Below are 16,033 nucleotides of genomic sequence, written 5' to 3'. Positions count from 1 at the left end.
ATAATGCAATAAAGGGCAATTGGGTGATGGCGTCGACATGCAGTTGCCTCTGTCCTCGGGTGAGATGCAACCGTTGCCAGCGATGAAATCTTCTTGGTTCACTCTCCAAATATGGCCAAATGCTCTGGAGATGCAAAAGCTGACTGGCCGGCATGAGAGCACTTCGAACCAATCGTCGGAGCCGAAAACCCTCAACGAATTCGACGACGATTGCCGCATGAAGCCGCCGTCTCATTACGATCGCGTGGTAGACGTAATGGAGGAGCGGGTGAAGTGCACGCCGCTCACCCTTGACCGCGCGGCGTATCGAGTGGATCGCTACAGCGATTTTTAGTCGACGGGCCGACGGTTCGAGCCCGTGATCACCCACCAATCATGGCCTCGGTCGTAAGCTGAACGATCGTAGGCGGCGCCTTCCGGCGGCCCGCACTACGCAATCGCAAACTCGAATTCCGATCGTTCTTCAATTCGATCGCGAATCTTATCGAATGTCGTGCGGGTATCGAACCAAGGTGAAATTGCGCTCCTCAGCCGCGAATTTAGTTCGAAGCGACGGCCGCCAGTCCAGATTGGTGCGAATGGCGTCATCGATTCCACAAACCGAGACTCGACCGGCGCGCCATTCGCCCAAATTACATGATGATCTTCAAACTCGATGTGGAAATACGTGATCGAGTCGCGGTCATAATCCGAGCACCGCACGATCGACCTGCCGTTGACCAAATTGCGGGCCGGTATAAGAACGCCATCGACGTAGAGAGCGTGATTGGGCGAGAGGTAGAGGTCTTTCCGAGGGATGTTCGGACCAAGCGCACCCTGGCACACTTTGATAGGAGCGACGTCGTCACTCCATTTCTCGTTGTCAGGACGTTCGGCCGTCCAACTTCGAATTTTCTGAATTGCTCGGGTGCCGCCTGAAATGGTCGGGAGGGTATCTCCGACTCGAAGGTCCTGCACCGTTTTCTCGGCGCTTGCCGTGAGGATCTTGGTGCCTGCTAGAAAGCAAGCCAACCGGCCACCGCCGCCGCCACCCCAGCCCGAGCCACCGGAACTCGGGCCGTCGCCTCCAAAACCAAAGTCCCAGCCACCGCCGCCGCCGGAACTGCCACCGCCACCATCGGCGCCGCCGCCGCCGGACTTTCCGCCACCAGCGTTAGCACTGCCGCCACCGGAATTGCCACCGCCGCCGCCACCGCCACCACCGCCGGAGTTCCCGCCGCCAGCGTTGCCATTACCGCCGCCGGAATTTCCGCCTCCGCCGCCTTGGCAGATATGATGGGAAGAATCCGAATTGCCGCGCAAATTACCGCCGCTTTCGCTACGGGTGTCGCAAAATCGATCATTCGTGCTTGCGCTATTCCCAGGGCCGTCGGCCGCACGGGCCAATCCGGCGAAAGCGCTTCTCGCTGTGATAGTCGATGCGAGAGCCGTAGAGCCAACGATACCCGCAATTGCAATGACATTGCGCCGTGTTCTTCCAGGGCAGACCTTCGTCACATCGCCGGACTGGGCCATTTGCGTTTTAATCTGGGACATTTTTTCATTACTCACGACAACTTTGGTGCCCACCTTGCAAGATGGGTGACAACGTAGGGCACGACGCAATTTGCGAGCGGCATAACCTGATTAAGGAGACCCCCACCACGCCGCAGGATTTAGCTAGACGTGGCATCTCATTCTCTTGCTACGCCCACGTGGTGCTTGAGTTGGCATAGACCGAGGTTGTCTCAAGGTCCCCCTGCCCAAGAGTCTGGCTAATCAACGGGGAATTTTGTTGCGGCCGCTGCGCGGAATGACCAGCCACTATGTCAACGAGCCGACCTCTGCGACCGGCGTCGAGTTGCTCAAATCAACTTCGGGCTTCCGACGTGAAGATCTGCTGCTTCAATCGAGATTGTGCGCGTAATACTCGATTTCATTGTCGCGCCACGCGGCTGGATGGCCGGAAAAACCCTTCTTAGTACTGACGACGTTGTAATTGTGCTCGCCGGCCTGGACAATGTCGGGGCCTTCTTCTGCAATTGTTTCGGTGTTCTTGGCGCTGGGCCGAACGATGGCAACGTGGCCCGGTTTATCGTCGTGATGATTGTGATAGGAGGCGATGACGAGCTTGCCGGCATTGGCAGCGTTCTGCGCTTCAAAACCATCTTTGAGCTGAAGCCAGCCTTGTGCCGGGCCTTCACTCGCTAGCCATTTGCTCTGAGCATTGGCAAGAAGCTTTTGGCCGTGTTCAGGTGGTCGCAGAATGTAGACACCTAATTGCTTGGCTGCTGACGCAACGAACGCACTGCAGTGCGTATGCTTGCCCTCGGTTTTTTCTGGCACCCCGGTTGGGACACCCGTCTCCCAATTAATGTGTTGGCCTGCAGGCCAATGCTTCTCGACTTCAAAACTATCGAGCTTTTCGGCGAGCCGCTTTCCGGCCTCGGAGATGTCACCCGCCTGTGCAGCCGCCGTTTGCAATCCTAAGAGGATTGCGAGAAAGGAAGCAGCGGCACACGTCAGAATGTTCATGGGTGATTTTTCCTATGTGCTTTTCACGCTCGATAAGAAGGACTTGCTGGCGGCATCTGAGCATTTGTCATAGCGTAGATGTTGTGGCCATCTGTCCTTCGGACTCGAACTGCAAATCGAGCGGCCGGTAATCTCGAGCTTCAATTGGGATGACAAGACAGATGTTTGCTCGGTTGATCTCCCGGCTAGCGCTTCTTTTAGCTCTTACAGGCTGTGCTGCATCGCCCGATGCAGGATGCGCTGCTCACCGTTGCGATCCTTCGATTGACGAGCAGTTCAAGCGTAACGCGAGTTGGGACGCTCGGACACCCGACGAGTACGCCAAGGTTCCTGCAAAGAACTAAGGGTGCTGGGGCGCCGGGTATTCGATCGGGGCGTGCTCCGCCGTTTCTGTCCGTCTTCTAAAAGAATCAGTCTTCAGAATGCGCCAGACGTCACCAGAAGTGGCGCGTTGTCTCCGCTCAGCAGGGCGCCGGAGAAGAATGTTGGCACGTCGGCTTTAACGGTGACGGCAGGCGGATCGGTAGCCAGGGCTTTGTCGAGCCATCCGCTCTCGGCGGGCAGCGTGACGGAAATCGTCATGTCGAGTTTCGAGGCGGGTTCGATGAGATTTTTCCCGCCCGAGGCCGAACGATAAAATAATATAGTGCCGGTGAAGGCGCTGCGGCCCGACACGGAGATCGGCGCAAATGGAGCTTTCGGACGCTTCAGACGCTCCGCGACGTCGTCCCGGCTTCCGAAATACTGGGCATCAGCAACATAGCTGCTCTTGAATTTTTCTGTTTGGCCCGTCGCCGAGTTCTTCGCTTCAAGATGAAGCGAGAGAACAGCGCCGTCGCGCGCTCCGCTATTGGTTATGGTCAGCGGTACGGCTAGGACCTCGAAAGGTCCAAAGGGATCGCGTGTATACTGAATGTTTTCCGAAACATAGAGCTTGATTTCGGGCTGTCTCAGCGTGGTCTCCCACAAAGATACGGCAGATCCGGTCAGCGCCAATCCCGATATTAGAACAGCTAGCCAATTGCCCGTTCCGTGCGTTGCGGCTTCGCCCGTGATTTCGGTAGCATCGTTGACGATGGACGGTGCGTTCGACGATTGCATGTTCACCCCCGTATTCACCCCGACAAATGCCGAGTATCTGCTCTACGGCAGCTACATGAAACCAAATGTTGGCCGAAATTATTCCGGCGCAGTTTAGTTTCGGTGCGTCTTTTCCCTCAATCATTTCTCTTGCCCGCAACCGAGGCGCCCCGTGGTTCCTCTCGCTACAATCCGATCGCTGAGAGGCTTTTCCAGATCATGTATGCGGCGACCACGAAGATGAGGGCGGCGAATACGGTCGTCAGCATGCCCCGCTCTTTCGCTATGTGACTGGCGACGCGGGTGCCAACCAATCCTCCGGCAACGCCGCCGGCGATGAATACGAATGCGAGCGGCCAGTCGATGAGACCGGAATAGGCGTAATTTATCGCGGTCGTCAGCCCGAACGCCGTGACGGCAATCAGCGACGTGCCGACCGCATTCAGTATCGGCATTCCCGTCGAGCCAACGAGACCCGGCACGATGAGAAAGCCGCCGCCGATACCGAAGAACCCGGAGAAGAGTCCGGTGCCAAGGCCGTAACTCAGAACCTTCGGAGCTTTCTCGCGATTGCATTCGGCGCCGGGGTTGCCGGGATTGCCACGCCCCTTCAGCATCAGAACACCGATGAGCACCATGACCATCGCAAACAGAATGAGGAGCTTGTGGCCGTCGATCGCCTTGCCCATGGTCGAACCGAGAAGCGCGCCGATCACGCCGGCGGTCGCATACATTCCGCCGCAGCGCCATTTCACCGTGTGCGCGCGGGCATGACCTATGAGTCCGGTCGCTGCATTTACGGCGACGGCGAACGCGCTCGTTCCGATGGCGATGTGCGGGTTGGCAACGCCCACCAGGTAAACCATCAGCGGCACGGCGAGTATCGATCCGCCGCCGCCGACAAGGGCAAGCGTGAACCCGACCAGTGATCCCGAAGCGGCGCCGAGGAAATATTGGAGCGGCTCGAGCGTCACACCGAATTCTCGATGAGGTGCGGATGAGCCATCCATTCGCGGCCCTTGAGCATTCCCCGCCAATAGATCGGCGGCAGCAGTCGCTCTTTGAGGAACCACGCGGTGCGGCTGGGGCGCGTGCCGTCGATCAGCCAAGTGGGGAAGCTTGGAAGCAGCTTGCCGCCATAGCCAAATTCCGCGAGCACGATCTTGCCGCGTTCGACGGTGAGAGGGCAGGAGCCGTAGCCATTGTAATCGGCGGCGGGTTGTTTGCCCTCCAGCACAGCGAGCGCGTTGACGGCGACGACGGGCGCTTGCTTGCGCGCGGCTGCAGCTGTCTTCGCGTTGCTCGTTCCCGCCGCATCGCCCAGACCGAAGACGTTTTGATAGCGCACGTGCTGCAGCGTCGCCGGATCGACTTCGATGAAGCCACCGGGACCTGCGAGCGGGCTGCTGGCAACGAACTCGGGCGCCACCTGGGGTGGCACAGCATGAAGCAGGTCGAATGATCGCTCGACGCGTTCAAGGACGCCGTCGGCGCTCTTGCGTTCGAGGGTTGCTATTTTCCTCTGGCCATCGACCGCCACCAGCTTTGATTCCAGGCGAAGGTCTATGCCGTATCGTTCGATGTAGTTTTTGAGCGCCGGCACGTAGGCCGGAACACCGAAGAGCACCGCACCCGCGTTATGAAATTCCACGTCGATATTCTGAAGCACGTGGGCGTCGCTCCAGATGTCGCAAGACAGGTACATCGCCTTTTGCGGGGCGCCTGCGCATTTGATCGGCATCGGCGGCTGAGTGAATAGCGCGCGACCGCGGCGGAGTTCTCGCACCAGCCGATAGGTGTAGGGCGCGAGATCGTAGCGATAGTTGGATGTCACGCCGTTGGAGCCGAGTGCTTCCGCAAGGCCCGGTATGGCGTCCCAGGCGAGCTTGATGCCCGGTGCAGCCACCATCACGTGATATTTCGCGACGCGCCCATCGGCGAGCTGGACCTCGTTCTGCTCGGGGCGGAACTCGGTGACAGCCGCCTGAATCCATTCGACGCCTTTTGGAATGACGCTCGCTTCGCTGTGCCGTGTCTGCTCGGGCGAGAACACGCCAGCACCGACCAACGTCCAGCCCGGCTGATAGTAATGAGTCTCGGCAGGATCGATGACGGCGATGGAAATTTTCCGATTGCGCTTGCGCAGGCTCGCCGCCGTAGAAATTCCAGCCGATCCGCCGCCGACGATGAGAATGTCAAAGGTCATTGGGCGGCCTGCTTTAGCGCGTCGCTCGAGCGACGGCATGATGGAGCTCAGGTCGTAGCCCGCGCGCTTCGCGGTTTCGATCGTGATCCCCGGCTCTTTCGGGTCGGAATCGGCTAATGCCCACAGCGTTGCCGAACGCGTGCCGCTTCGGCAGAACGCCAATATCGGGCGAGGGAGATGCGCGAGTGCATCGCGCATCGCGTCGACATCGTTGCTTGTGATCTGCCCCGGAACGACAGGCACATGCGCGAATGCCATGCCGTTGCTTTCGGCGACGCGAGACATGTCCGACGCCGTGGGTTGTCCCATCTCTTCGCCATCGGGCCGATTGCATACGATCGACCGGAAGCCCATTTTTGCGGCTTCGGCAATGTCTGCTTCCGTCAATTGCGGCGCGACGGAAAATGTCGGGCTGAGTTCCTTGAAAGGCATGTAAAAAAACTCCTGCTTTACGCTCGGCTCAGGCTTCGCGCTGAAAAAATGAAACTGTGCAATCGCATGCCCGCGGCCATGGCTATCGAGAAGAGGAGCGCCGACATCGGCTGGACCGCGAGAGCTGCTATGCTGGGGCCCGGGCAAATGCCGGCAACGCCCCAGCCGATTCCGAAAATCGCCGCACCGCTGATCAATCGGAAATCGACATTGCTCGTCGAAGGAATGCTATTGGACGCGAGCGGCTTTTGACGGCGTTTCAAGACCTGCCAAGCAACGGCCATCGGCAGCAGCGCGCCGCCCATGACGAATGCCAAGGTCGGATCCCAATTGCCGGTCACGTCGAGAAACGCGCGGACTCTCGCCGGATCAATCATTCCGGAAATGGCAAGGCCCGCGCCAAAGAGTGCGCCGCTGAGGAGGGGGAGTACGTTCTCTCTCGTCATGGCGACAATCCCAGTAGTCGCATCATCGTGACCGTGATCACGCCTGCGCTCATGAAGGTGAGCGTCGCGAAGATGGAGCGCTTGGAAAGCCGCGAAAGGCCGCAAATGCCATGCCCGCTCGTGCAGCCCGATCCGAGCTGCGTGCCAAAGCCGACAATCACACCTGCGACGAGCAGCAAGGTCGGAGTGGGGAACTTCGCATTCACGCCGACGACAAGCTCGACCAATCCGGCCCCGATGGGCAGGCCGATGATGAAGGCCCATGCCAGCTGTCGCGGTGTTTCACCGGGCGATATGCTGAGTGCCCGTGCGAACAGTCCGCTGACGCCGGCGATGCGCCCGTTGCCGAGCAACATGATTGCGGCGGCGAGACCGATGAGAAGTCCGCCGACGAGGCCCTCTACCGGGGCAGCCTGAGGGAAGCCGGGCATCACAGCACGTTCAGTGGGAGCTTCAGATAGCGCGTTCCATTGTCCTCGGCCTCGGGGAGGCGTCCGCCGCGCATGTTGACTTGGACCGAAGGCAAAATGAGCTTGGGCATCGCGAGCGTCGCGTCCCGGGTTGTCCGCATGGTCACGAATTCGTCTTCGCTCACGCCTTCGTGCGCGTGGATGTTACCAGTTCGCTCGGCGCCGACCGTCGTTTCCCAGGCATATTCATCCCGCCCGACAGCCTTGTAGTCGTGGCAGAGGAAAAGACGGGTCTCGTCCGGCAGCGTCATGAGGCGGCGTATCGAGCGATAGAGCTGATGCGCATCGCCGCCCGGGAAATCCGCACGAGCGGTGCCGTAATCAGGCATGAACAACGTATCGCCTGTGAAGACCGCGTCACCGATGACATAAGCCATGTCGGCTGGCGTGTGTCCCGGTACGTGGAGCGTCATGGCCTCGATCTCTCCGATCTGAAAGCGGTCGCCATCGGCGAACAGCCGATCGAATTCTGATCCGTCGCGTTCGAACTCGGTGCCGACATTGAAGATTTTGCCGAAGACGTTTTGCACTCGAATGATCTCGCGTCCGATCGCCAGTTTGCCGCCGAGCACATTCTGCAGATACGGCGCGGCCGAGAGGTGATCGGCGTGCGCGTGCGTTTCCAGCAGCCACTCGACCTTCAACCCGTTGGCGAGGACGTAGGCGATGATCGCATCCGCCGACTTCGTGTCCGTGCGGCCGGCCGCTTGGTCGAAATCCAATACGCTGTCGATGATCGCCGCTGCGCGGGTCGCAGGATCATGCACGACGTAGCTCACCGTGTTCGTCGGTTCGTCGAAGAAGGCCTGTATCGCCGGTTTCACTGCGGATTTGCGTGAACTGCGGATCAAGGCGTCGGCTTGACGGGCAACGGGGTCCATGGGCATAACTCCTATAATTTCATAATTTATGTAATTGTGTATTTTGCTTGCGTCAAGGGGGCTTGATGTGGCAAGCAGGCGCCATGGAAAACACAGTGACGACGGGCGATAGGCCTCTTCGAATTGGAGATTTGGCGCCCAATTTCCGGGCGCGCACGACCCAAGGCGAGGTGACCCTCGATCAGTTTCGCGGAAGATGGGTGGTGTTCTTCTCGCACCCCGCTGATTTCACGCCGGTGTGCACGAGCGAATTCGTTGCCTTGGCAAAGGCGGCGCCGCGGTTTGCCGAGATGGACTGCGCCTTGCTCGGATTGTCGGTCGATAGTCTGTTCTCTCACGTCGCGTGGTTGAATGCGATCAGGGAGCTATCCGGTATCGAGGTTCCGTTTCCTGTCGTCGAAGATCCGTCGATGGCGATCGGGCGTGCTTACGGGATGCTCGATGAAAAAGCGGCGGATTCCTCCGCCGTTCGCGCGGTCTATTTCATCGATCCCAAAGGGGTCATCCGCGCGATGAACTGGTATCCGATGAACGTCGGACGATCCGTCGAAGAAATGCTGCGCTTGGTGGCAGCGCTTCGACGATCTGAAAACGGAGACGCGCTTACTCCCGCCGATTGGCAGCCCGGCGACAATGTTCTTGTCCCGCTGGTCGTGCCGCAGGGCCGCTTGCCGGCGGCTCTCCCGCACGACTGGTTCTATCGTTTGAAAGCAGACAGATGACCGCGCTTTTCCAGTCTCGTGAACTCGCGGATGCGGCGACCGAAAAGATTCGTGTCTTCGCACAGCCGCAGCGACTGATGATCCTTTCGTATCTCCTCGGCGGTGAGCGCGGCGTAGCGGAGATCGAGAAAGCGACGGGCATCGGTCAGCCAACGCTCAGTCAACAACTTGCAGAGCTTCGCCGTGCAGATCTCGTCGTCACGCGCCGCGAAGCGAAGCTCGTCTACTATCGCCTTGCGAGCGATAACGTGGTGCTTTGCGTGCGTACGCTGGAGGCGATGTTTGGTCGTGATGAGATCGCCGGGGTGGCAGAGCGACAGGATCAGCCGAGCCCGCCTGCCGTCAAAGCCCAGGCTCCGACTGTGGATCTCTCTACCGGAGCAGCGGCCTTCGCGCGGATTATTTGATTCACAAGCCGCGATAGCGAGAGAATAGCTCTGGGGATGCCATCGCCGCGCATCAAGGCTTTGGTCGTCTGGGAGACTTTTTAGATTGGCTGTGCTCGCAGTCTGCGGCGAACCCGTCTCTTCAGGAAATTCCCTGATATGGGCCGATTTACAGGGAATTCCGCATAAAACGGCTTTGGACAGTCGAAGCCGCATTTAAATAGCCCTGATCCACGGGCATTTCTGAACAATATTCCCTACCCCAGCTTACAGGGAATTCACTGCCCGCATCAGAGCAAACCTCCGTCGGGAACAGGCTGACGGTAAAGCGAGCCGATAACTTGGATGGGCTCATCCATTTAAAAAAAAATCGATGAGAACTCGAAGAGCGGTTTTGAATCGTTTTACAGTGTGACGTTGTTCCGCCGGAGCGTTGGAAGAGTTCGCCATTCCGGTCCCTGTTTGCGTTTGTGCATTAAAAATTGACCACTCATTGGATGCGCGAGAACTTCGCGCTGGGGATACATGGCGCGAAGTTCTCAAGACAAAATCCGGGCGACTGCATTCGAACATCCAAAGATAGCGCTGCGGAATCCCCGGGCATTGAAGGCCGCGCATCGCAATGCGCGCACGCATTCGGCGAAGCAAATCCGTCAGATCGCTGACAGCATTGACGCTTTTGGCTTCGTCAGTCCCGTACTCATCGATGCTGAAGATCGGATCGTCGCCGGACACGGGCGAGTGGATGCCGCGCGCAAATTGGGCTTGGCAACGGTCCCGGTGATCTGCCTCGAACACCTGAGCGAGGCGGAGTTGCGCGCTTACGCGATCGCAGACAATCGGCTTGCGGAGCTGGCCGGCTGGGACAAAGACGTTCTGGCCATTGAATTGGCAGATCTCGTCACGATCGACAGCGATTTTGATGTTTCGGTGACGGGCTTCGAGCATGCCGAGATTGATTTGGCGATCCAGCGGCAGTCCGAGCCTCCAGATATCATGGATGAGCTACCAAAGGTCCCGTCGGCTGAGGAAGCAGTTACGCAGGTTGGCACGCTGTGGTGCCTTGGTGAGCATCGCATCATCTGCGGCGATGTCCGCGATCGAGATGTAGTCGCGCGTTTGATGGATGGCGATCGAGCGAGAATGGTGTTCACCGATCCGCCCTATAACGTGCCGATTGATGGCCATGTGTCGGGTCTCGGCCGGCAGCGTCACAAGGAGTTTGCCGTCGCCAGCGGAGAAATGAGCCCTGCGGAATTCACCGAATTTCTCGAAGTCGCGCTGGGCAACCTTGCATCGGTAAGCAGTGATGGATCACTCCACTATGTGTGCATGGATTGGCGGCATCTAGGCGAGCTCACGGCTGCAGGAAACCGTGTCTACGCGGAACTCAAGAACCTCTGCGTTTGGAACAAGACGAATGGCGGCATGGGCTCCTTCTACCGATCAAAACACGAGCTTGTCTTCGTCTACAAATTGGGGCGCGCCAGCAACACGAACAATATCGAACTCGGGCGTTTTGGACGGTACCGTTCGAACGTTTGGGAATATGCAGGCGTCAACACGTGGCGGAAGGGCAGGGACAATGATTTGTCGGACCATCCGACGGTGAAGCCTGTGCTGTTGGTGGCCGACGCCATTCAAGATGCCAGTAACCGCGGCGATATCGTGCTCGATGGTTTTGGCGGTGCCGGCACAACACTGATGGCCGCCGAAAAAGTCGGCAGGCGAGCCCGGCTTATCGAATTGGAACCGCGGTATGTCGACGTCACGGTCCTGCGTTGGCAAAAATTGACCGGGCAACAAGCGACCGACGCTGTAACGGGCCGTCCATTCTCTGAGATCCAGGCAGGGGGCGGCTCGATCAGCATGAGGAAAAGAAAGACGTCTCGATCTTGAAGAAGAGCAAATACAGTGTCGGTTATGGCAAGCCGCCCAAACATTCCCGCTTCAAGCCAGGCCAGTCGGGCAACCCCAAAGGACGACCGAAGGGTGCCCGAGGGTTTAAGGCGGAACTCGACGACGAGCTGAGGCAGCTTATTACAGTCACCGAGGCGGGTCGAACGTGGAAGCTGAACAAACGAAGAGCGATCATTAAGTCTCTCATCGCCAAGGCTTTAAAGGGCGACCCGAGAGCTTTGCAGCTGATCTTAAGCCAGAGCAATAGCTTAAGCGATCCTACGGCGTTGCAACCTACCGAACTCGATCCGGTAGACCAGATGATCCTCGACAAATATGCCCGCAAACATGAAAGCGATGACTAGTGGCGGCTCCAAGCAAAAGTGAGATTTTCAATGCCGTTCTTCGCCAGGATTTGGCCTCCTTCATCGCCAGAGCTTTCGCGACCGTCGATGGGAGTCAGCCGTTCGCGGCGAACTGGCATATAGACCTGATTGCCGATCGGCTGATGCGCGCCTATCGCCGCGAAATTAAACGCCTGATCATCACGCTGCCGCCGCGCAATCTCAAATCCATTTCCGCGTCCATTGCTTTCCCTGCGTGGGCACTGGGAAAGAACCCAGCACTGCGCTTTATCTGCGCAAGCTACTCTCAGGAACTTTCGGGCAAACTGGCACGCGATTGCCGGACGGTCATGTCGGCGCCGTGGTACCGACGGGCATTAGCTGCCGGCGGACTCAACCCCCACAAGCAGGCGGAAGGCGAATTCGAGACGCTCGCCGGTGGCTACCGCTTGTCAACGTCGGTGGGTGGTACGCTGACGGGGCGCGGCGGCAACTTCATCATTATAGACGATCCGATCAAACCGCAGGATGTGCAATCGGAACCACGGCGCCAATCCGTCAAGCAATGGTACGATTCCACTCTCTACTCGCGGCTCGACAACAAGAAGGATGACGTCATCATCCTTATTATGCAACGCGTGCACGTTGATGATCTCGTGGCCCACGTCATGGAGAAGGAGCCTTGGGAACATCTTCGACTTCCGGCGATTGCGGAAGAGGATGAGAGCTACGTATTATTAGATGGACGGAAGGTGGGCCGTCGCGAAGGTGAACCCCTGCATCCCGAACGCGAGCCGCTGAAAGTGCTACGGCAGCTCCGGGCCTCAATGTCATCCTATCAGTTTTCGGCACAATACCAGCAGGCGCCTGTCCCCGCAGAAGGCAATCTTCTCAAATGGCGCTGGTTCCAACGTTACGAATCTTTGCCGCCGCGGGGTGGCAATGATCGGATCGTGCAGAGCTGGGATCTGGCGACGACGTCGGGTGAGACATCGAATTGGTCTGTCTGTACGACGTGGCTCATTCAAAAAGGAAAATATTATCTGCAGGACGTGCTGCGTATGCGGATGGAGTTTCCCGACTTGAAGCGGAAGGCCGTAAGCCATGCGCGGGCGTTGAGAGCCAACGTCGTCCTACTCGAAGAGGCGGGCATTGGAATCGGTCTGATTCAGCAATTGCGCTCGGAAGGCAATGGCATCCGATGGATAGGGATGCGGCCGGAAGGATCAAAGGTGGATCGGGTCGCAGCTCAGTCGGCGATCATCGAGGCGGGAGCTGTATTCATTCCGCGCCACGCACCATGGCTCGATGACTTCCGAAATGAGCTGCTGGCATTTCCCAACGGCCGCAACGACGACCAGGTCGATAGCCTGTCGCAATTGCTCAATTGGGCCGAGACCCGATCCCTAAAGCGTGTCGGCAGCTTATTTTAACGGAGTAATTAGGGCACGATAGTTAGCATCCGCCTAGAGATAGAGACACGCCGGCTTCGTCAGGCCGCGCTGCTCCATTTAGGGCTTCAAAGATAGCGACGACGAGATCCCTGGCACTGTCGTGTCTGAACGTGCGATAGCGGTCGTTGGAGTCGCTCGCGATCGCGGGCATCACGGCATATGTCCCCGACTTTTCCACGCCGAGAACGGCAACCCGTGCCATGGGGATAAACCAGGACGTCGTCAGCGCGGGATTTACGGGATCAAATAGGACGCCGAGCAGGAAACGGTTGGGGTCGTCGCGGAATGATGATTTGCGGACTCCGAATTGCACGGTAGGTCGCGGCGGCTTCTCGATTCTGGACTTCACCTGAATGCAAAGGCTTCGGCGTGTCTCTTTATCGAGGACGATAAGGTCGATCCCGCAATCGTCGGACAACGGGGTAAAAGGCGAAAGGCGACCGCCTGAAGCCAAGATCAGGCTCGAAGCAACGAGCGATTCGGCAATTCTGCCTTTTTGAATCGAGGTGAGTTCATGGTCAGTGTTCATCTGTTCCTCATTGGGGTGGCTACAACTTGAGCCCACCACGAAGGCGCACCTCCTACGGCCGGAAGCAAATCCGTTAAGTGGGCGAGTGTTTAGGGGGGGGGCAGAGACTCATAGGCTACACTACGTCCGATCCATCGCTCGGTTGCGGCCTGAAGTCCAGTCATTTGAGACTCATAGTCTGTAGATCAATCGTCGATGGCGCCGTTCCTTGGCGTCATGGATGTGCGGCGCCGGGTTGGGATCAATCTCAAGAAATTTCGTGAGGAGCGGGGCTTCTCGCAGGAGGCCTTTGCCGACCATTGCGGCCTGCATCGCACCTATATCAGCGGCATCGAGCGTGGCGTCCGCAATCCAACTGTGCTGATCGTTGAGAAGATCGCAAAGGCTTTGAAGATTTCAGCTGCGGAATTGCTTCAGGAAATCAAAGTGTCGTCCAGAGGCGAATAATCGAGGCTTCAAAAGTCCAACTGCGAACCTCTTGGGAACAATGATGCGGATATGGGCCTTGGGGCGCTCCATCGTCCCGGTTATGGCTCTCGGGTCATTATCGAGAGTATCGTCTGGTTGAACCATCGAACGATTGTGAAATCGCTCGCCGCGAGCGTTGTGAGTCCGCGAGAGAGTAAGACCAACGGCGCGGATCCGGTGCCATAGGATATGCATTGTTGTGTCAGCGAACGGGCGGCGATCTCTGCCTAATTATCCTCCGCATGATGCGTTCGTTCGGCACCACAGCTTCTGCCGTCGTTACTTTCGTAATTGCAGAAGGGTCGGCGACGCGGACGCGCCGAACGCCTTGCGAAAGTGATGTGCGAAATGCGCTTGATCATAGAAGCCCGTCGACTGGGCGGCCGACGTCAAGTTGGCGCCTTTAGAAACCTCGCGTATAGCAGCGCGCAATCGATGCCAGCAACGATAGCGCTGATAAGATACCCCAACCTCGCGCGCGAACACGTGTTGGAATCGTGACGTCGATAATCCAACGCTGCGTGCAATATCATCAATTGGCCTCAGATCATCGTACCTGTGGCGCATCCTTTGGGTGACACGGGTAATACGTGGATCGAAGTCGCGGACGGCCCGCGGTTTCGCGAATGACACCAAATTGTCCGCCGCCTCGCTGACCCAAGACATTCCCGATCTATCTTCATAGAGTTCGCGCAGTAGCGGTGTCCCGTTCGCTTTACTGATGGAGCAGCCCGCAACCTGGTCCGCGCTCGGGATCAGCGGTCGCAATGCGTCGACCCCGGCCACGCTCGGCTCCAGGTAAAGCACTGCTAGAGGATTTCCCCTGATATCGAGTGCATACGTCACGCCCGCAGGAATGACTGCTGTACGGCATACGGTCCAAGGCCTGTTCTCTATGCGCAATAGAAATGGCTCATAGAGCCCCGCGATATAAACCGGCACGCTGTGTTGGTGCGCCGCGTTGAAAGAGAGCGGGCCGGCAAACAGGGCCCATCCTTCGTCGACATTCCAAATGGGCTTAAGAGTTTTGGCGGCTGCGGTGGAATCGTACAAGCGCGAGCTCCTGACTAAGTGCTAGCTTCCTGACGTTGTCTGAATTCCTGGAGTTCACATGACTTCGACGAATAGTGCACCAAGCCGCCGCCACATTCTAGCCGCCGGTTCCGCGGCGGCGGTGTCGCAACTTTTGGGACGATCCCCGCCTGCAAGTGCGAAGGCTTCAAAGCTTGGTCCCTTCCAACAGAAGTCATGGCGTGTGAAGTTTGGCGCCTTCGAACTTACCACGGTTGCGGATTCCGAAGCGTTCATCGACGGCCCGTACCCGCTCATCGGCCGCAACGGCAGTGAGCAAGAGGTTCGCCATTTGATGCGGGACAACCTACTGCCGGAAACCCGATATCAGCCTGGATTCTCTCCGACCATCATCAACACAGGGAATGAGATCATCCTGTTTGACGCCGGTAACGGCTCCAACGGCTTCGTTCCAAGACCGCAAGGCGGCTGGCTCGCCGCGCAATTGGGACCCGCCGGCTTCAAGCCGGAGGATATTGACATCGTTGTCCTCAGCCATGGCCACCCCGATCACATTGGCGGTATCATCGAAGGCGGCGCGCCACTGTTCCCCAATGCGCGGTACGTCATCTCCCAAGTCGAACACGATTTCTGGGCGCCGGAAGGCAAGCACACTGGTGATCTGGAAAAGTTCGCCCAGGTTTACCGTGCCAACTCAAAACCAGTTGCCGAAAAAATTAGCTTTCTAAAGCCCGGTGACGACGTTGTGCCAGGCATCCGCGCCATCGAAGCCTATGGACACACCCCCGGCCATCTCATGTTCTTGATTGAGAGTGAGGGACGACAGATCTTGTTTTGGGGCGACTGCGCCCATCACCACGTAGCGTCATTGGCCCGGCCGGATTGGCTTTGCGTGTTCGACACAGATCAAGAAGTGGCAGCGGCAACACGGAAGCGTGTGTTCGACATGGTCGTCACGGATCGATTGTGTGTCATCGGCTATCACATGCCGTTTCCGTCGATCGGCTACCTAGAGCGGCTACCGTCCAGAGGGTATCGCTGGATCCCCCATAGCTTCCAGCTCTACCTCTAACTTTTCTGCACCTTTTTTCTCTTTCGCTCAACTCACCGTGCGGGCCAACGGCGATGTCGGATTGCTATCAGGAGCACTTGCAGGCCATGCGAGAGGGG

General features: G+C 58.1%; 18 protein-coding genes. 8 read left to right on the top strand and 10 right to left on the bottom strand.

The window, feature by feature from the left end:
* Positions 1–19 precede the first annotated feature (19 nt).
* Positions 20–334, top strand: coding sequence for a hypothetical protein (locus AACL53_RS15735; RefSeq protein ID WP_339085477.1), 315 nt, complete (start codon positions 20–22; stop codon positions 332–334).
* A 95-nt stretch (positions 335–429) separates the two neighbouring features.
* Here AACL53_RS15735 and AACL53_RS15730 read toward each other — a convergent pair whose 3' ends face one another.
* The 8 genes from AACL53_RS15730 to AACL53_RS15695 all read right to left on the bottom strand — a co-directional run bounded on the left by AACL53_RS15730 (position 430) and on the right by AACL53_RS15695 (position 8,029).
* Positions 430–1,536 (bottom strand): Hint domain-containing protein, encoded by a 1,107-nt coding sequence (locus AACL53_RS15730; protein WP_339085476.1) that lies wholly within the window; start codon positions 1,534–1,536, stop codon positions 430–432.
* A gap of 348 nt (positions 1,537–1,884) precedes the next feature.
* On the bottom strand, positions 1,885–2,463 hold the full coding sequence (locus tag AACL53_RS15725) for a hypothetical protein (RefSeq protein WP_339085475.1): 579 nt from the start codon (positions 2,461–2,463) through the stop codon (positions 1,885–1,887).
* A gap of 468 nt (positions 2,464–2,931) precedes the next feature.
* A complete protein-coding gene (locus AACL53_RS15720) occupies positions 2,932–3,615 on the bottom strand; it encodes a hypothetical protein (RefSeq protein WP_339085474.1) in 684 nt (227 codons plus the stop codon).
* Positions 3,616–3,779: 164 nt separating this feature from the next.
* The gene (locus AACL53_RS15715; RefSeq protein ID WP_339085473.1) at positions 3,780–4,568 is read right to left on the bottom strand and encodes a sulfite exporter TauE/SafE family protein; all 789 of its coding nucleotides are present in this window, start codon (positions 4,566–4,568) and stop codon (positions 3,780–3,782) included.
* Positions 4,565–6,232, bottom strand: coding sequence for a bifunctional protein tyrosine phosphatase family protein/NAD(P)/FAD-dependent oxidoreductase (locus tag AACL53_RS15710; protein WP_339085472.1), 1,668 nt, complete (start codon positions 6,230–6,232; stop codon positions 4,565–4,567). The genes AACL53_RS15715 and AACL53_RS15710 overlap by 4 nt, the downstream gene beginning before the upstream one ends.
* A gap of 17 nt (positions 6,233–6,249) precedes the next feature.
* Positions 6,250–6,678, bottom strand: coding sequence for a DUF6691 family protein (locus tag AACL53_RS15705; RefSeq protein ID WP_339085471.1), 429 nt, complete (start codon positions 6,676–6,678; stop codon positions 6,250–6,252).
* Positions 6,675–7,109 carry a YeeE/YedE family protein gene (locus AACL53_RS15700; protein ID WP_339085470.1) on the bottom strand — a complete coding sequence of 145 codons (435 nt, stop codon included), beginning with the start codon at positions 7,107–7,109 and terminating at the stop codon, positions 6,675–6,677. The genes AACL53_RS15705 and AACL53_RS15700 overlap by 4 nt, the downstream gene beginning before the upstream one ends.
* Positions 7,109–8,029 (bottom strand): MBL fold metallo-hydrolase, encoded by a 921-nt coding sequence (locus AACL53_RS15695; RefSeq protein WP_339085469.1) that lies wholly within the window; start codon positions 8,027–8,029, stop codon positions 7,109–7,111. Before AACL53_RS15695 ends, AACL53_RS15700 begins: the two co-directional genes overlap by 1 nt.
* An 83-nt stretch (positions 8,030–8,112) precedes the next feature.
* Here AACL53_RS15695 and AACL53_RS15690 point away from each other — a divergent pair, with 83 nt between their 5' ends.
* The 5 genes from AACL53_RS15690 to terL all read left to right on the top strand — a co-directional run bounded on the left by AACL53_RS15690 (position 8,113) and on the right by terL (position 12,813).
* Positions 8,113–8,751 carry a peroxiredoxin gene (locus AACL53_RS15690; RefSeq protein ID WP_339085468.1) on the top strand — a complete coding sequence of 213 codons (639 nt, stop codon included), beginning with the start codon at positions 8,113–8,115 and terminating at the stop codon, positions 8,749–8,751.
* A complete protein-coding gene (locus AACL53_RS15685; RefSeq protein ID WP_339085467.1) occupies positions 8,748–9,158 on the top strand; it encodes a helix-turn-helix transcriptional regulator in 411 nt (136 codons plus the stop codon). The genes AACL53_RS15690 and AACL53_RS15685 overlap by 4 nt, the downstream gene beginning before the upstream one ends.
* Before the next feature lie 582 nt (positions 9,159–9,740).
* Entirely contained in the window at positions 9,741–11,036 is a 1,296-nt protein-coding gene (locus tag AACL53_RS15680) for a DNA methyltransferase (RefSeq protein WP_339085466.1), read from the top strand.
* Complete coding sequence (locus AACL53_RS15675; protein WP_339085465.1) at positions 11,033–11,401, top strand: DUF5681 domain-containing protein; 369 nt, start codon at positions 11,033–11,035, stop codon at positions 11,399–11,401. The genes AACL53_RS15680 and AACL53_RS15675 overlap by 4 nt, the downstream gene beginning before the upstream one ends.
* The gene (gene terL / locus AACL53_RS15670) at positions 11,401–12,813 is read left to right on the top strand and encodes a phage terminase large subunit (protein WP_339085464.1); all 1,413 of its coding nucleotides are present in this window, start codon (positions 11,401–11,403) and stop codon (positions 12,811–12,813) included. The genes AACL53_RS15675 and terL overlap by 1 nt, the downstream gene beginning before the upstream one ends.
* A gap of 22 nt (positions 12,814–12,835) precedes the next feature.
* On the opposite strand, the gene AACL53_RS15665 is transcribed toward terL, so the two are convergent.
* Entirely contained in the window at positions 12,836–13,363 is a 528-nt protein-coding gene (locus AACL53_RS15665) for a hypothetical protein (protein WP_339085463.1), read from the bottom strand.
* Between the two features lie 195 nt (positions 13,364–13,558).
* On the opposite strand from AACL53_RS15665, the gene AACL53_RS15660 reads away from it, so the two are divergent.
* Complete coding sequence (locus AACL53_RS15660; protein ID WP_339085462.1) at positions 13,559–13,810, top strand: helix-turn-helix domain-containing protein; 252 nt, start codon at positions 13,559–13,561, stop codon at positions 13,808–13,810.
* Between the two features lie 300 nt (positions 13,811–14,110).
* On the opposite strand, the gene AACL53_RS15655 is transcribed toward AACL53_RS15660, so the two are convergent.
* On the bottom strand, positions 14,111–14,884 hold the full coding sequence (locus AACL53_RS15655; RefSeq protein WP_339085461.1) for a helix-turn-helix transcriptional regulator: 774 nt from the start codon (positions 14,882–14,884) through the stop codon (positions 14,111–14,113).
* 58 nt (positions 14,885–14,942) lie between these two features.
* Here AACL53_RS15655 and AACL53_RS15650 point away from each other — a divergent pair, with 58 nt between their 5' ends.
* The gene (locus tag AACL53_RS15650; protein ID WP_339085460.1) at positions 14,943–15,935 is read left to right on the top strand and encodes an MBL fold metallo-hydrolase; all 993 of its coding nucleotides are present in this window, start codon (positions 14,943–14,945) and stop codon (positions 15,933–15,935) included.
* Positions 15,936–16,033 lie beyond the last annotated feature (98 nt).

The sequence above is a fragment of the Hyphomicrobium sp. ghe19 genome (genome assembly GCF_902712875.1).
In the GTDB taxonomy this organism is placed as follows: Bacteria; Pseudomonadota; Alphaproteobacteria; order Rhizobiales; family Hyphomicrobiaceae; genus Hyphomicrobium_B.
The sequence above is the reverse complement of the archived record's forward strand: the minus strand, read 5'-3'. Positions and strand labels throughout refer to the sequence as shown.

What these genes read in the sequence shown, in the direction of transcription:
- AACL53_RS15695 (WP_339085469.1), bottom strand. Translation starts at nt 8,029, where the DNA reads ATGGACCCCGTTGCCCGTCAAGCCGACGCCTTGATCCGCAGTTCACGC.
- AACL53_RS15700 (WP_339085470.1), bottom strand. Translation starts at nt 7,109, where the DNA reads ATGCCCGGCTTCCCTCAGGCTGCCCCGGTAGAGGGCCTCGTCGGCGGA.
- AACL53_RS15730 (WP_339085476.1), bottom strand. Translation starts at nt 1,536, where the DNA reads ATGTCCCAGATTAAAACGCAAATGGCCCAGTCCGGCGATGTGACGAAG.
- AACL53_RS15665 (WP_339085463.1), bottom strand. Translation starts at nt 13,363, where the DNA reads ATGAACACTGACCATGAACTCACCTCGATTCAAAAAGGCAGAATTGCC.
- AACL53_RS15705 (WP_339085471.1), bottom strand. Translation starts at nt 6,678, where the DNA reads ATGACGAGAGAGAACGTACTCCCCCTCCTCAGCGGCGCACTCTTTGGC.
- AACL53_RS15660 (WP_339085462.1), top strand. Translation starts at nt 13,559, where the DNA reads ATGGCGCCGTTCCTTGGCGTCATGGATGTGCGGCGCCGGGTTGGGATC.
- AACL53_RS15710 (WP_339085472.1), bottom strand. Translation starts at nt 6,232, where the DNA reads ATGCCTTTCAAGGAACTCAGCCCGACATTTTCCGTCGCGCCGCAATTG.
- AACL53_RS15685 (WP_339085467.1), top strand. Translation starts at nt 8,748, where the DNA reads ATGACCGCGCTTTTCCAGTCTCGTGAACTCGCGGATGCGGCGACCGAA.
- AACL53_RS15720 (WP_339085474.1), bottom strand. Translation starts at nt 3,615, where the DNA reads ATGCAATCGTCGAACGCACCGTCCATCGTCAACGATGCTACCGAAATC.
- AACL53_RS15650 (WP_339085460.1), top strand. Translation starts at nt 14,943, where the DNA reads ATGACTTCGACGAATAGTGCACCAAGCCGCCGCCACATTCTAGCCGCC.
- AACL53_RS15690 (WP_339085468.1), top strand. Translation starts at nt 8,113, where the DNA reads ATGGAAAACACAGTGACGACGGGCGATAGGCCTCTTCGAATTGGAGAT.